A 14,207-nucleotide genomic window follows, 5' to 3' on the forward strand; every position below is an offset into this window, starting at 1 on the left:
GGGCTGGTCCGTATTCATTTCGGGGGGACCGGAACTCAACTGCCGTTTCCAGGCGTCCGCGCCTGCCCGAGGAGTAGTCGTTCGATGAGCGAGCACCGTCGCAAACAACCGCAGCCGCAGGGTGGCGGACGTGCCGCGGCCAGGCGTGCGGCCCAGCAGCCATCAGGCCGCCGCGCTGCCCCTTCCCAGGAAACCGCTTCGGTTTCGCACTCCGATCCGTACGAGGAGGAGCGCCCCTACGGCGGACGTGCCGCCGCCAGGCGTGCCGCCCAGCGGGGCGGCCGTCGACGCGCGCCGGACGCCGGGGGGCCGGGCCGAGGCGGGCCCGGCGGCGGCCGGCGGGGCGGTGGCGGCGGGGCCGAAGGGCCCGGCCGCGGCGGTCAGCCGGGCAAGAAACGGCTGATCGACTATCCGCGCTACGGCAAGTACGGCTGGCGCCGGTGGGTGCCGTCCTGGAAGCAGACCACCGCTCTGTCGATCGGCTTCCTCGGCTCCCTCCTCGCCGCGGGGACGATCGCGTACGCCGTGGTCTCGGTGCCCAAGGACAGCCAGGCGTCGCAGGCCGAGAACAATGTCTACTACTGGGACGACAACACTCAGATGGTCGCCACCGGTGGTGAGGTCAACCGGCAGATCGTCGGGATCGAAAGCATCCCCAAGGCGATGCAGTTCGCGGTGATCTCCGCGGAGAACAAGTCCTTCTACGAGGACCCGGGCGTCGACTTCATGGGCGTCGGCCGGGCGCTGTTCAACATGGCCATGGGCGGCGACACACAGGGTGGCTCGACCATCACCCAGCAGTACGTCAAGAACGCCCGGCTCGGTGACCAGAGCCAGACTCTCAGCCGTAAGTTCAAAGAGATGTTCATCGCCATGAAGGTCGGCACGGACATGGAGAAGCCCGAAATCCTGGCGGGCTATCTGAACACCTCGTACTACGGACGCGGCGCCTACGGAATCCAGGCGGCGGCCCGTACGTACTACGGCAAGGACGCCTCGAAACTGAACCCGAGCGAGTGCGCCTTTCTTGCCTCGCTCCTCAAGGGCGCGACCTACTACGACCCCGCCGGATCCACCGAGATCGATCCGTCCGCCACCGTCGAGGCCAATACCGAGCGGGCCACGAAGCGCTGGTCGTGGATTCTCGACGAGATGGTCAAGGACGAGCATCTCGACGCCGCCGTGCGCGCCAAGTACCCCGACTTCCCGATGCCGGACCCGCCGAAGAAGAACGCGCAGCTCGGTGGGCAGATCGGCTATCTGGTCGACCTCGCCAAGGCGTACTTCGTGAACAACAACGAGCACGGCATCACGACCGATCAGCTCACCACGGGCGGCTACGAGATCCACACGACCTTCAACAAGAAGAAGGTCGAGCAGCTCAGGACAGCGGTCGAGAAGGTCTACGACGCCAATATCGACCCCAAGAAGCGTCCCGAGGATAAGCACGTCCAGTTCGGCGGCGCCTCCGTCGAGCCGGCGACCGGCAAGATCGTCGCGATCTACGGCGGCCAGGACGCCACCAAGCACTTCACCAACAACGCCGACCAGACAGGCGCGCAGGTCGGATCGACCTTCAAGCCGTATGTACTGGCCGCGGCGATGGAGAAGGGCGTGCGCGATCCTCAGGGCCAGCCGGACCAGGGCCTGGACCAGCGCACTCCGGTCTCGCCGGACAAGACGATCTACAACGGCGACAACAAGCTGAAGATCAAGAACTACGACGGTTCGATCTGGACCAACGAGGAAGGGAAGGAGTGGCTCCAGACCAACGACGGCGATGAGTCGTACGGCGACATCAATCTGCGTGAGGCGATGCGCGAGTCCGCCAACTCCCCCTTCGTCCAGCTCGGCATGGACGTCGGCATTCCGGCGGTGCGCGACTCCGCGATCAGGGCGGGCCTGTTGGAGGGCTCTCTCGCCAAGTCCGATGTGCCGTCGTTCTCGATCGGTATCTCCGATCCCAGCGCCATCCGGATGGCGGCCTCCTACGCCACGTTCGCGTCCAGCGGCAAGCAGCGCGATCCGTACTCCGTCACCGAGGTGACGAAGGCCGGCAAGAGCCTCTACAAGCATGACGCGGCGGGAGGGAAGACGGCGTTCTCGGCCGCGGTCGCGGACAATGTCACGGATGTCCTGAAGACCGTGGTGGAGGAAGGCACGGGCAAGAACGCCCGGCTCGAAGGACGTGAGGTGGCCGGCAAGACCGGTACCACCGACGGCAACAAGTCGGCCTGGTTCGTGGGCTACACGCCGCAGCTCTCGACCGCCATCGACATGTACCGGATGGACGACGACGCGAAGAACAAGAATCGCAAGTTCCTGCAGATGTACGGCACCGGTGATCAGGAGTCGATCCACGGTGCGTCGTTCCCGTCCGAGATCTGGCACGACTACATGGCGGAGGCGCTGAAGAACGAGCCGGTCAAGGCGTTCCCGAAGCCCGAGCCCATCGGTGAGGTCTGGTACGGCGGAGGCGCCGCCAGCCCGACACCGACTCCGAGCGTGACTCCGTCCGAGACGCCGTCGGAGACTCCCTCCGAGACGCCGTCCGAGACCCCGTCCGAGACGCCGCCCTCCCCGAGCGACACCTGTGAGCAGATCTTCGGCTGTGGCAACAACGGCGGAGGCAATCCGGGCGGCGCCAACGGAGGCGGCAATCAGGGTGGCAACAACGGCGGAGGCAACGGCGGGGTCAGCTCGTCGCCGACGGCGACCGGCACCGATCCGGGCGGCCAGGACGGCAGCGGTGGCGGCATCTTCGGCGGCGCCGGAGGGTAGCCGTCCGGGGCCAGGACCGGGAGTAGCGGTGGCCGCTCGGCCCGGCTGACGGTCCTGCGCCTGACGGCGTCCGCCTCCGGCAGCGTCCGACGTGCCCGACACGAGGGCCGTCGCACCGGTTACGTACAGACTCACTGTGCGTACCGTGCGGCGGCCCTCGCCGCGTCCACAGCCCCGTACGGCAGGATGGGCGCCATGCCGAGCGCAGAAGAGACAACCGTGCACCAGGACCGGTCGGTCGTGTCCCCCACCCGGCGGGACGAGATCGCCGCGGCCGGCAGCGAGCTGATCGGGGGCCCGGTCGGGCGCTGGGCCTGGCTCGGCAGCAGCCGGCTCACGCCCGTGCGTGTGGTCGCACTGGTGGCGATCGGCATGTTTGCGCTGGGCATGGCGCAGAAGATGCCCTGTTACGAATGGGCCTGGTTCCGGGGCGCCAGCTCGCAGTACACCCACGCCTGTTATTCGGACATTCCGCATCTCTATCTGGGGCGCGGTTTCGCCGACAATCTGGTGCCGTACTTCGACCGGCTGAACGGCGACATGCAGTACCTGGAGTACCCGGTACTGACCGGCCTCTTTATGGAGGTCGCCTCCTGGCTCACACCGGGCGGCTCCATCCAGTACCGCGAGCAGATGTACTGGATGGTCAACGCGGGGATGCTGATGATCTGCGCCGTGGTCATCGCGGTCTGTGTCGCCCGCACCCACCGGCGCCGCCCTTGGGACGCCCTGCTGGTCGCCTTGGCGCCCGCCTTCGCGCTCACCGCCACCATCAACTGGGATCTGCTGGCCGTGGCGCTCACCGCCGCGGCGATGCTGATGTGGTCCCGCGGCCGGACGCTGGCCTTCGGCATCCTCATCGGGCTCGCGACCGCCGCCAAGCTCTATCCCGTTCTGTTGCTGGGACCGCTGTTCGTGCTGTGCTGGCGGGCCGGGAGGTTCCGGGAGTACGGGACGGCCCTGCTGGGCACCGCGGGCGCGTGGCTGGCGGTGAATCTGCCGGTGATGGTGCTCGCGCCGGAGGGATGGAAGAAGTTCTACACCTTCAGCCAGGAGCGGCAGGTGGACTTCGGTTCCTTCTGGCTGATCATCACACAGCGCACGGGCAAGTCACTGGAGGTCGAGACCGTCAACACCTATGCGATGGTGCTGATGGTGCTGGCGTGCGGAGGCATCGGGCTGCTGGCCCTGACGGCCCCGCGCCGGCCGCGTTTCGCGCAGCTCGCCTTCCTGGTCGTCGCCGCGTTCATCCTCACCAACAAGGTCTACTCGCCGCAGTACGTACTGTGGCTGATTCCGCTGGCCGCCCTGGCGCGGCCACGCTGGCGGGACTTCCTGATCTGGCAGACCTGCGAGGTCATGTACTACCTGGGCATCTGGATGTACCTCGCGTACACGACGAGCGGCGACGCCCACAAGGGCCTGCCCACGGAGGGGTACCAGCTCGCCATCGCCCTGCATCTGGCGGGCACGCTGTATCTGTGCGCGCTGGTCGTACGGGACGCCCTGCTGCCCGAGCGGGACGGTGTACGGACGGACGGTACGGACGACCCCTCGGGCGGCGTGCTGGACGGCGCGAAGGACGTGTTCGTACTCGGACAGGCCCGCCGCTCGCTGGAGCACGCGGCTCACACGGCTCAGACAGTGCAGGCGCCGCGCGTCGAGTGGGGCATGCGGCCACCCGGAGAGGCCTGAGAGCGGTTCGACGGGGGCTTCTCCAGGTCTCTCCGGCTCATTCTCCCGCTCCTGAGCTCCTGCGCCTCTCAGACGCTCAGAGCGCCTGAGAGGGCGCTCTGAGGGCGGTGCGAGGCGGTGCGGGGCGTCGGGGGCCGCGAGCCTGAGTCAGCGGTCGACGAGACGGTCGAACTGGGTCGTCGTATGGCGAAGATGGGCCACCAGCTCGTCGCCGACCTTGGGCTCGTCGGCGTCGGAGGGCACGAACAGGATCGACACCTGCATATGCGGCGGCTCGGCGAACCAGCGCTGCTTCCCGGCCCAGACGAACGGCGACAGATTGCGGTTGACCGTGGCCAGACCGGCCCGGGCGACGCCCTTGGCGCGAGGCATCACGCCGTGCAGGGCCTTGGGAGCCTCCAGGCCGACGCCATGGGACGTACCTCCCGCGACAACCACCAGCCAGCCGTCGGAGGCGGCCTTCTGCTGGCGGTAGCCGAACCGGTCGCCCTTGACGACCCGGGTGACATCCAGGACGGAGCCGCGGTACTCGGTGGCCTCGTGGTCGCCGAGCCACAGCCGCGTTCCGATACGGGCGCGGAAACGGGTCTGCGGAAACTGCTGCTGCAACCGGGCCAGCTCACTGGAGCGCAGATGGCTGACGAACATGGTGTGCAGAGGGAGCCGTGCCGCGCGCAGCCGGTCCATCCAGCCGATGACCTCCTCGACCGCGTCGGAGCCGTCCGTACGGTCGAGCGGGAGGTGCAGGGCGAAGCCTTCCAGACGTACGTCCTCGATGGCCGCGTGGAGCTGGCCCAGCTCCTCCTCCTTGACGCCATGGCGCTTCATGGAGGACATGCACTCGATGACGACACGGGCGCCGACCAGCGCGAAGACTCCGTCGACGGACGAGACGGAGCGGATGACGCGGTCGGGCAGCGGAACCGGCTCCTCGCCCCGCCTGAAGGGAGTGAGCACCAGAAGGTCACCGCTGAACCAGTCCTTGATCCGGGCGGCCTCGTAGATGGTGCCGACGGCGAGCATGTCGGAGCCGAAGCGCGTGGTCTCGTCGGCGAGACGCTCATGGCCGAAGCCGTAGCCGTTGCCCTTGCAGACCGGGACAAGCCCCGGGAATTGCTCGATGACCGACTTCTGGTGCGCCCGCCAGCGCGCGGTGTCGACGTAGAGGGAGAGCGCCATGCCGGTCCGGAACCTTTCTCGGGTCTGCGGTGCAGGAAGGATATGGGTGGGCTTGGGGGTCTTGAGGGCTTTACGGAATGTCCACCGCACGTGTCCGCGGCCCATCATCGCGGTTAACGGCGCGACATGTAGATGTCGAGCGCCTTGTGGAGCAGTTTGTTGAGCGGGAAGTCCCACTCGCCGATGTACTCGACGGCCTCGCCGCCGGTGCCCACCTTGAACTGGATCAGACCGAAGAGATGGTCGGTCTCGTCGAGCGAGTCGGAGATACCGCGCAGGTCGTAGACGGTGGCGCCCATCGCATAGGCGTCGCGCAGCATCCGCCACTGCATCGCGTTCGAGGGCCGGACCTCGCGCTTGTGGTTGGCGGACGCGCCGTAGGAGTACCAGACATGGCCGCCGACGATCAGCATCGTCGCCGCCGCGACGTTCTCGCCCTCGTGCCGGGCGAAGTAGAGGCGCATCCGGTTGGGGTCCTCGGCGTTCAGGACGGACCACATCCGCTCGAAGTACGAGAGCGGGCGCGGCCGGAAGTGGTCGCGCTCGGCCGTGATCTCGTAGAGCCGCTGCCACTCGGCGAGGTCGTTGTAGCCGCCCTGGACGACATCGACGCCGGCCTTCTCCGCCTTCTTGATATTGCGCCGCCAGAGCTGGTTGAAGCCCTTGAGGACATCGTCCAGCGAGCGGTTGGCGAGCGGCACCTGGAAGACATAGCGCGGCTGTACGTCCCCGAAGCCGGCGCCGCCGTCCTCGCCCTGCTGCCAGCCCATCTTGCGCAGCCGGTCGGACACTTCGAAGGCACGCGGCTCGATGTGCGTGGCCTCGACATCGCGCAGACGCTTGACGTCCGGGTCCTGGATACCGGACTTGATGGCGCCCGCGTCCCAGCGGCGGATGACGACCGGCGGGCCCATTTTCACGGAGAAGGCGCCCTGGTGCTTGAGGTGCGCCAGCATCGGCTGGAGCCAGTCGTCCAGATTGGGGGCGTACCAGTTGATCACCGGGCCCTCGGGCAGATACGCCAGATACCGCTTGATCTTGGGGAGCTGACGGTAGAGCACCAGTCCGACGCCGACGAGCTGTTCGTTCTTGTCGAACCAGCCCAGGTTCTCGGAGCGCCACTCCGTCTTGACGTCAGCCCATGCCGGGACCTGGCAATGACTCGCCGCGGGCAGGTTCTGGATGTACGCCAGATGCTGCTCTCGGCTGATGGTCCTCAGGGTCAGGCTCATGCGGGGCGCTCCTCGGCAGGTGTGTCCCCATGGATACAGGGGCTCCGGCTCTCGCGCCGAAGCCTACTGCGCCGATGGAGCGCCCGGTCTGGCCCTGTGCGGAGCGGCCGTCAGCCGAGGACTCCGCCGAACAGTCCGCCGTGTGCCATTCCGAGGAAGAAGCCGACCGCCGAGGCTCCCAGCCCGAGGATGGTGAGGAAGCGTTCACGGGTCGTCACGGAGATGAACTGTCCGTACGCGCCCGTCAGGATCCCGACCAGTCCGGCCCATGAGCTGAGCAGATGCAGGTTGTAGAAGAAGGCCGAGAAAAAGGCGAGAAGTCCCAGCGTCAGCGTCACCGCGACCAGTGTGTCCTGGCGAGGATGGCGCTTGCCGTCGGTGGAGAAGAGAGAGGTGGCGGAGTTCGGTCGCATTGCCTGTGCCATGTGGCACCTCCTGGCCATAGCCGGAAGGCGGCGCATCGTAGCGTCGCACACACCCGATGTGTACAGATTGCGGCCGAGGGCGGCCGGATTTCAAGCGGAAGCCGCAGTGCGGGTAGTCTGTACGGTCTGCACCGGTGTCTGCCCAGGCCACACACGATCTCTTGTATCAGCGAGCCGGATTGTCAGTGGCGGCCGATACCGTTGCTCACGCATCACGACCCTCCTGCCACGGAACGACCGTGGCCGCTGAGTCCAAAGGAGGTGGGTTCCACATGCGTCACTACGAGGTGATGGTCATCCTCGACCCCGATCTCGAGGAGCGCGCTGTCTCCCCGCTGATCGAGAACTTCCTCTCCGTCGTCCGTGAGGGCAACGGAAAGGTCGAGAAGGTCGACACCTGGGGCCGTCGTCGTCTCTCTTACGAGATCAAGAAGAAGCCCGAGGGCATCTACTCGGTCATCGACCTTCAGGCTGAGCCTGCGGTCGTCAAGGAGCTCGACCGACAGATGAACCTGAACGAGTCGGTCCTCCGGACCAAGGTCCTCCGTCCCGAGACCCACTGAGCGTCTAGCTCAGCGGTCATCGGGTCCGAGCAGCAGCAAGCAGCCAGAAGCAATCCCCGCCGAGAGGTTCACCCATGGCAGGCGAGACCGTCATCACGGTCGTCGGCAATCTCGTCGACGACCCCGAGCTGCGCTTCACCCCGTCCGGTGCGGCGGTCGCGAAGTTCCGCGTCGCGTCCACTCCTCGCACATTCGACCGTCAGACCAATGAGTGGAAGGACGGCGAGAGCCTGTTCCTGACCTGCTCGGTCTGGCGTCAGGCGGCGGAGAATGTCGCCGAATCGCTCCAGCGAGGCATGCGCGTCGTCGTGCAGGGCCGGCTGAAGCAGCGGTCGTACGAGGACCGCGAGGGCGTCAAGCGCACGGTCTACGAGCTGGATGTCGAGGAAGTCGGCCCCAGCCTCAAGAACGCCACGGCCAAGGTCACCAAGACCACCGGTCGCGGTGGCCAGGGCGGCTACGGCGGTGGCCAGGGCGGCGGCGGCAACTGGGGCGGCGGCCCCGGTGGTGGAGCTCCGCAGGGCGGTGGCGGTGCTCCCGCCGACGACCCGTGGGCCACCAGCGCGCCGGCCGGTGGCGGCCAGCAGCCGCAGAGCGGCGGGGGCAATGGAGGCGGCTGGGGCGGAAGCTCCGGCGGCGGCTACTCGGACGAGCCTCCCTTCTAGGGCGGGCCCGTACCCCACTTCTTGATCACACAGGAGAAACACCATGGCGAAGCCGCCTGTGCGCAAGCCTAAGAAGAAGGTCTGCGCTTTCTGCAAGGACAAGACCCAGTACGTGGACTACAAGGACACGAACATGCTGCGGAAGTTCATTTCCGACCGCGGCAAGATCCGTGCCCGCCGCGTCACCGGCAACTGCACGCAGCACCAGCGTGATGTCGCCACGGCCGTCAAGAACAGCCGTGAGATGGCGCTGCTGCCCTACACGTCCACCGCGCGATAAGGGAAGGGTGACCGACTCATGAAGATCATCCTCACCCACGAGGTCTCAGGCCTCGGTGCCGCCGGTGACGTCGTCGACGTCAAGGACGGCTACGCTCGCAACTACCTGGTTCCGCGCGGTTTCGCGATCCGCTGGACCAAGGGTGGCGAGAAGGACGTGGCGCAGATCCGCCGCGCCCGCAAGATCCACGAGATCGCGACCATCGAGCAGGCCAACGAGATCAAGGCCCGCCTCGAAGCCGTCAAGGTGCGGTTGGCTGTTCGCTCCGGCGACGCCGGCCGTCTCTTCGGCTCCGTCACTCCGGCCGACCTCGCTTCGGCGATCAAGTCCGCCGGTGGCCCGGACGTCGACAAGCGTCGTATCGAGCTGGGTGCGCCGATCAAGACCCTGGGCTCGCACCAGGTGTCTGTGCGTCTGCACCCCGAGGTCGCCGCGAAGCTCGGCATCGAGGTCATCGCCGCGTAAGCGCTGCGCTCGGCGCTCGGCAGAGCATGGAGAGGGCCGCATCCGTCCGGGTGCGGCCCTCTTGCTGTTGCCGCTGTTGTTTCACGTGAAACAGGCGGCTTCGCGTGAAACAGGCAGCCCGGATGTCTCGCTCCCGGATGTTTCACGTGAAACAGCGGCCGCTGCCGACGCCCTGCGTCGGTGTGCTCCGTGTCAGCGCGTAGCACCTGTGACGAGCCAGCGGCCGGAGCGCGTGCGCAGCCAGAGCGTCAGCATGCGGACCGCCATCATCAGTCCCATTGCCCACCAGAGCGCCGTCAGACCGCCGCCGAGGGCGGGGATGAGCAGAGCGACCGGTGCGAAGACCGCGAGTGTCACCAGCATCGCTCCGGCGAGATACGGGCCGTCCCCCGCGCCCATCAGTACGCCGTCGAGTACGAAGACAATGCCCGCGATCGGCTGGGAGATGGCCACGACCAGCAGGGCCGGCAGCAGGGTGTCCCGTACTACCTGGTCGCCGGTGAAGAGCGGGATGAACAGCGGGCGCGTGAGCACGATCAGCGCGCCGAGCAGTACACCGGAGACGATTCCCCACTGCACCATGCGCCGGCAGGCCTCCCGGGCGCCCTTGATGTCATCGGCGCCGAGATAGCGGCCGATGATCGCCTGGCCCGCGATCGCTATCGCGTCGAGCGCGAAGGCCATCAGACTCCACAGCGACAGGATGATCTGGTGCGCGGCCACATCGGCGTCGCCGAGGTGCGCGGCGACCGCGGTGGCGATCATCAGTACCGCGCGCAGCGAGAGCGTACGGACCAGCAGGGGTACGCCGGCCTGCGCGCTGGCCCGTATCCCGGCGGAGTCGGGCCGCAGCGAGGCGCCGTGCCGGCGCGCTCCTCGTACGACAACTACGAGATAGACAGCGGCCATTGCGCACTGGGCGATGGCCGTGCCCCAGGCCGAGCCCGCGATACCGAGACCGGCGCCATAGACAAGTACGGCATTGAGCGCCGCGTTGGCGCCGAATCCGCCGATGGCGACATAGAGCGGTGTCCGGGTGTCCTGGAGCCCGCGCAGTACTCCGGTCGCGGCCAGTACGACCAGCATGGCCGGGATACCCAGACTGGAGATCCGCAGATAGGTGATGGCGTACGGGGCGGCGGTGTCCGACGCTCCGAAGAGATCGATGAGCCAGGGTGCGGTTGGCAGGGTGGCGGCGATGACGGCGGCGCCGAGAAGCAGGGCGAGCCAGATACCGTCCATGCCCTGACGGATGGCGCCCTGGAGATCGCCGGCGCCGACGCGGCGGGCGACGGCCGCGGTGGTGGCGTAGGCGAGAAAGACGAAGATGCTCACTGCGGTGGTGAGCAGGGCCGCCGCGATACCCAGCCCGGCCAGTTGCGGGGTGCCAAGATGGCCGACGATCGCGCTGTCCACCATCACGAAGAGCGGCTCGGCGACAAGAGCGCCGAAGGCGGGAACGGCGAGGGCGAGGATCTCGCGGTCGTGCCGTCGCGGTAGGGTTCTGGATCCCGCGGGGGCCTGTGTCATGCGGTCAATCTAATCTTCCACAGGTAAGCGACACAATGCCACTGGACTCCTTACCTGACTCTTCGGTGAGGGCTCTGCTGTGCGCTGTTTGTTCTGATCTTGGTCCAGTCGGGAAAGTTTTTCTTCCCCACAGCCGGTGGATGGAAAAAGGCCAGCTCAGATGGGGTGCGAAGAGGTTGCCATGACTTTGTCCACAGTGCTGTCCCCCGGTCCGTGCACAGGTTCGCCGGGGTTCTCCACAGCATCTGGTCCGTCGTCCACATGGCCTGTGGATAACCAGATTGGCTGACGGTGCAGACGGGCCTACCGTGGACCGGCGTCCGACGCGCCGGAACCGGAGTCAGGCCTCTCGTTTTGTCAGTGTCGTGCCGTAGAAAGAGTGGCACGGCGAGGTCCGCAGGGCGGACGTGAGGAGGTGGCCGGTGAGCATTCCCGAGCCATTGGACGAGCCTTGGACCGATGCCGGTCCCAGTGACCGTCTGCCTGTCTCCCGGCAGCGCCGTGGTGAGGGCCGGGGCCGCGAGGAGCAGCACGAGCGTGGCCGTGACACCGGGGTCTGGGACGGCGGATCGACGGGTTTCGAGCGGGTTCCTCCGCAGGATCTCGACGCCGAGCAGTCCGTCCTCGGCGGCATGCTGCTGTCCAAGGACGCCATCGCCGATGTCGTGGAGATCATCAAGGGCCATGACTTCTACCGGCCCGCGCACGAGACCGTCTTCCAGGCGGTCCTCGACCTCTATGCGAAGGGTGAGCCGGCCGACCCGATCACGGTGGCGGCCGAGCTGACCAGGCGCGGGGAGATCACCCGCGTCGGCGGCGCCTCGTATCTGCACACACTTGTCCAGTCGGTGCCGACCGCGGCGAACGCGTCGTACTACGCGGAGATCGTCCATGAGCGGGCGGTGCTGCGACGGCTGGTCGAGGCCGGCACCAAGATCACGCAGATGGGATACGCGGCCGACGGCGATGTCGATGAGATCGTCAACGCCGCCCAGGCCGAGATCTATGCGGTGACCGAGCAGCGGACCAGTGAGGACTATCTGCCGCTCGGCGACATCATGGAGGGCGCGCTCGACGAGATCGAGGCGATCGGTTCCCGCAGCGGCGAGATGACCGGTGTGCCGACGGGCTTCACGGACTTCGACTCCCTCACCAACGGTCTGCACCCCGGTCAGATGATCGTCATCGCCGCCCGTCCCGCGATGGGCAAGTCCACGCTCGCGCTGGACTTCGCGCGTGCCGCGTCCATCAAGAACAATCTGCCCAGCGTGATCTTCTCCCTTGAAATGGGCCGCAACGAGATCGCGATGCGTCTGCTGTCGGCGGAGGCCCGGGTGGCGCTGCACCATATGCGCTCCGGCACGATGACGGACGAGGACTGGACCAGGCTGGCCCGCCGTATGCCGGATGTGTCGCAGGCCCCGCTCTATATCGACGACTCGCCGAATCTCTCGATGATGGAGATCCGCGCCAAGTGCCGTCGTCTCAAGCAGCGCAACGACCTGAAGCTGGTGGTCATCGACTATCTCCAGCTCATGCAGTCCGGCGGCTCGAAACGCGCCGAGAGCCGCCAGCAGGAGGTCTCGGACATGTCGCGAAACCTCAAGCTCCTCGCCAAGGAACTGGAGCTGCCGGTCATCGCGCTCTCACAGCTCAACCGTGGTCCCGAGCAGCGTACGGACAAGAAACCGATGGTCTCCGACCTGCGTGAGTCGGGCTCCATCGAGCAGGACGCGGACATGGTGATCCTGCTGCACCGCGAAGACGCCTACGAGAAGGAGTCCCCCCGCGCGGGCGAGGCGGACCTCATCGTGGCCAAGCACCGCAACGGCCCGACGGCGACGATCACAGTGGCCTTCCAGGGCCACTACTCCCGCTTCGTGGACATGGCACAGACCTGACGCGGCCGGGTGTAGGGTCTCAGCTTCCGTGGCACAGTCTCAGCCGCGATGGCACAACGATGGCACTTATGCCGCTGTCGTGAGACTCGCTGGTCGGAGCCTTCACTCTTTCGAGTGATGAGGATTCTGATCCGGCCCGTCGACGGCTGGAGCGCTGACACCTTGGCTGAGCAGGCGATTGTCTGGGGGCTGGGGGTGTGTGATGGACGATGCGTCTGTGACCGTGAGTTTTCGTCGTCGACGCGGTGAGTGCGTCGAAGATCGACCTTGGCGTACTCCGCAAAGCACATTCGGCCGATACCTAGCAGTTTCTCTGTTGGGTTTTGATACGGGTGCTGACTCCCGGTTCTGGCTTCCCCTGGGCTTCTTGCCCGAGAGCCTGGGGCAAGGGGTCAACGAGCTTGCTCGGCATGCAGCGATGACAGTCCCAGCAGCAGCATGCGCACAACCACGGCAAGTACCGTAAGGAGGCTCACCTTGTGGAAGCTCCGTGGCTTCACGGACCGCATCTCGCGATAGCGGAACGAGCTTAGACCGTGTGCTATGTGGAGATTGCTCGTTGAGCTGAACATGGGGCGGGGTACATGGAGTTGGATTGTTCCGGACGGGCTGTGGGAGATCGCGGAGCCGTTGATCCCGCCGTCGAAGGTTCGGCGACAGGGCGGTGGGACGCAGGACACCCCTGATGAGACGCTGTTCGCCGCGATCATTTACGTCCTGGTGAGTGGTTGTGCCTGGCGGGCTCTGCCGCCCTGCTTCGGTATCTCGAAGTCGACGGCACATCGGCGTTTCGTGATCTGGTCCAGGGCCGGGGTGTGGGGGTGGCTGCACGAGGCCGTCATCGACAGGATCGACGAGTGCGGGCTGCTCGACCTTTCCCGCGTGGTCCTCGACTCCGCGCACGTGAGGGCGAAAAAGGGGGCGAACACACAGGCCCGTCGCCCGTGGACCGAGGCAAACCGGGTTCCAAGATGCACGTCCTGTCGGAAGCGAACGGACTGCCCCTGGTCGTCGGCGTCTCGGCCGCCAACACCCACGACAGCCTCGGACTGAAGCCCATGGTGGCAGGCCTCAAATCGAGACACGACCCCGAAAACGGCTGGCACTATCAGCCCGGCAAACTGCATGCCGACAAAGCATACGACGTGCCTGACCTGCGGAAATGGCTTAGCGGTAAACACATCGGCGTCCGTGCCGCCCGCAAGGGCATCGAATCCAGCGAACGATTGGGACGCTGAAGGTGGGTGATCGAGCGGACGATGTCGTGGCTGACCGGCTACCGCAGGCTCAACCACCGCTACGAACGCCATCCCCGCAACTACCTGGCCTTCCTAGGCCTCGCCGCCGCCCTCTGCTGCTACAAACGACTCCTCCGACTCACCACATAGGACACGGTCTTACGAGTTGGTGCGTGATAGCGGGTGGGCCGTGTTTCGCCTGGTCGTGACCTGTTTTCAGACGTTGATGGTGCGGTCGGATACGAGGTTGGCG

General features: G+C 66.6%; 11 protein-coding genes and 1 pseudogene. 8 read left to right on the forward strand and 4 right to left on the reverse strand.

Annotated features, from left to right (window positions below; translation table 11 throughout):
- Nucleotides 1–84 precede the first annotated feature (84 nt).
- Both ACFV6H_RS22930 and ACFV6H_RS22935 read left to right on the forward strand, forming a co-directional pair.
- Nucleotides 85–2,781 (forward strand): transglycosylase domain-containing protein, encoded by a 2,697-nt coding sequence (locus ACFV6H_RS22930; protein WP_385545036.1) that lies wholly within the window; start codon nt 85–87, stop codon nt 2,779–2,781.
- Nucleotides 2,782–2,976: 195 nt separating this feature from the next.
- Complete coding sequence (locus tag ACFV6H_RS22935; protein WP_385545039.1) at nt 2,977–4,476, forward strand: glycosyltransferase family 87 protein; 1,500 nt, start codon at nt 2,977–2,979, stop codon at nt 4,474–4,476.
- Nucleotides 4,477–4,623: 147 nt separating this feature from the next.
- On the opposite strand, the gene ACFV6H_RS22940 is transcribed toward ACFV6H_RS22935, so the two are convergent.
- The 3 genes from ACFV6H_RS22940 to ACFV6H_RS22950 form a co-directional block, all read right to left on the reverse strand.
- A complete protein-coding gene (locus ACFV6H_RS22940; protein WP_384987868.1) occupies nt 4,624–5,655 on the reverse strand; it encodes an alanine racemase in 1,032 nt (343 codons plus the stop codon).
- Between the two features lie 113 nt (nt 5,656–5,768).
- On the reverse strand, nt 5,769–6,887 hold the full coding sequence (locus tag ACFV6H_RS22945; RefSeq protein ID WP_384784547.1) for a lipid II:glycine glycyltransferase FemX: 1,119 nt from the start codon (nt 6,885–6,887) through the stop codon (nt 5,769–5,771).
- 110 nt (nt 6,888–6,997) lie between these two features.
- Complete coding sequence (locus tag ACFV6H_RS22950; RefSeq protein WP_093604750.1) at nt 6,998–7,312, reverse strand: hypothetical protein; 315 nt, start codon at nt 7,310–7,312, stop codon at nt 6,998–7,000.
- A gap of 272 nt (nt 7,313–7,584) precedes the next feature.
- Between ACFV6H_RS22950 and rpsF the strand changes: the two genes are divergently transcribed.
- From rpsF to rplI, 4 genes are all read left to right on the forward strand, one after another.
- Nucleotides 7,585–7,875, forward strand: a complete 291-nt coding sequence (gene rpsF / locus ACFV6H_RS22955; RefSeq protein WP_006604399.1) for a 30S ribosomal protein S6 — start codon at nt 7,585–7,587, stop codon at nt 7,873–7,875.
- Between the two features lie 74 nt (nt 7,876–7,949).
- Nucleotides 7,950–8,540 (forward strand): single-stranded DNA-binding protein, encoded by a 591-nt coding sequence (locus ACFV6H_RS22960; protein ID WP_384987866.1) that lies wholly within the window; start codon nt 7,950–7,952, stop codon nt 8,538–8,540.
- A 43-nt stretch (nt 8,541–8,583) separates the two neighbouring features.
- Nucleotides 8,584–8,820: a 30S ribosomal protein S18 gene (gene rpsR / locus ACFV6H_RS22965; protein ID WP_003967857.1), complete on the forward strand. Its 237-nt coding sequence runs from the start codon at nt 8,584–8,586 to the stop codon at nt 8,818–8,820.
- Nucleotides 8,821–8,838: 18 nt separating this feature from the next.
- Nucleotides 8,839–9,285: a 50S ribosomal protein L9 gene (rplI, locus tag ACFV6H_RS22970; RefSeq protein ID WP_093592846.1), complete on the forward strand. Its 447-nt coding sequence runs from the start codon at nt 8,839–8,841 to the stop codon at nt 9,283–9,285.
- A 192-nt stretch (nt 9,286–9,477) separates the two neighbouring features.
- Here rplI and ACFV6H_RS22975 read toward each other — a convergent pair whose 3' ends face one another.
- Nucleotides 9,478–10,815 carry an MATE family efflux transporter gene (locus ACFV6H_RS22975; RefSeq protein ID WP_385545049.1) on the reverse strand — a complete coding sequence of 446 codons (1,338 nt, stop codon included), beginning with the start codon at nt 10,813–10,815 and terminating at the stop codon, nt 9,478–9,480.
- A gap of 422 nt (nt 10,816–11,237) precedes the next feature.
- Between ACFV6H_RS22975 and dnaB the strand changes: the two genes are divergently transcribed.
- Nucleotides 11,238–12,716: a replicative DNA helicase gene (gene dnaB / locus ACFV6H_RS22980; RefSeq protein ID WP_384987862.1), complete on the forward strand. Its 1,479-nt coding sequence runs from the start codon at nt 11,238–11,240 to the stop codon at nt 12,714–12,716.
- A gap of 570 nt (nt 12,717–13,286) precedes the next feature.
- Nucleotides 13,287–14,104 (forward strand): annotated as a pseudogene (locus ACFV6H_RS22985) (IS5 family transposase).
- The last annotated feature ends 103 nt before the right edge of the window (nt 14,105–14,207 follow it).

This window comes from Streptomyces sp. NPDC059743 (assembly GCF_042732975.1).
GTDB lineage: Bacteria > Actinomycetota > Actinomycetes > Streptomycetales > Streptomycetaceae > Streptomyces.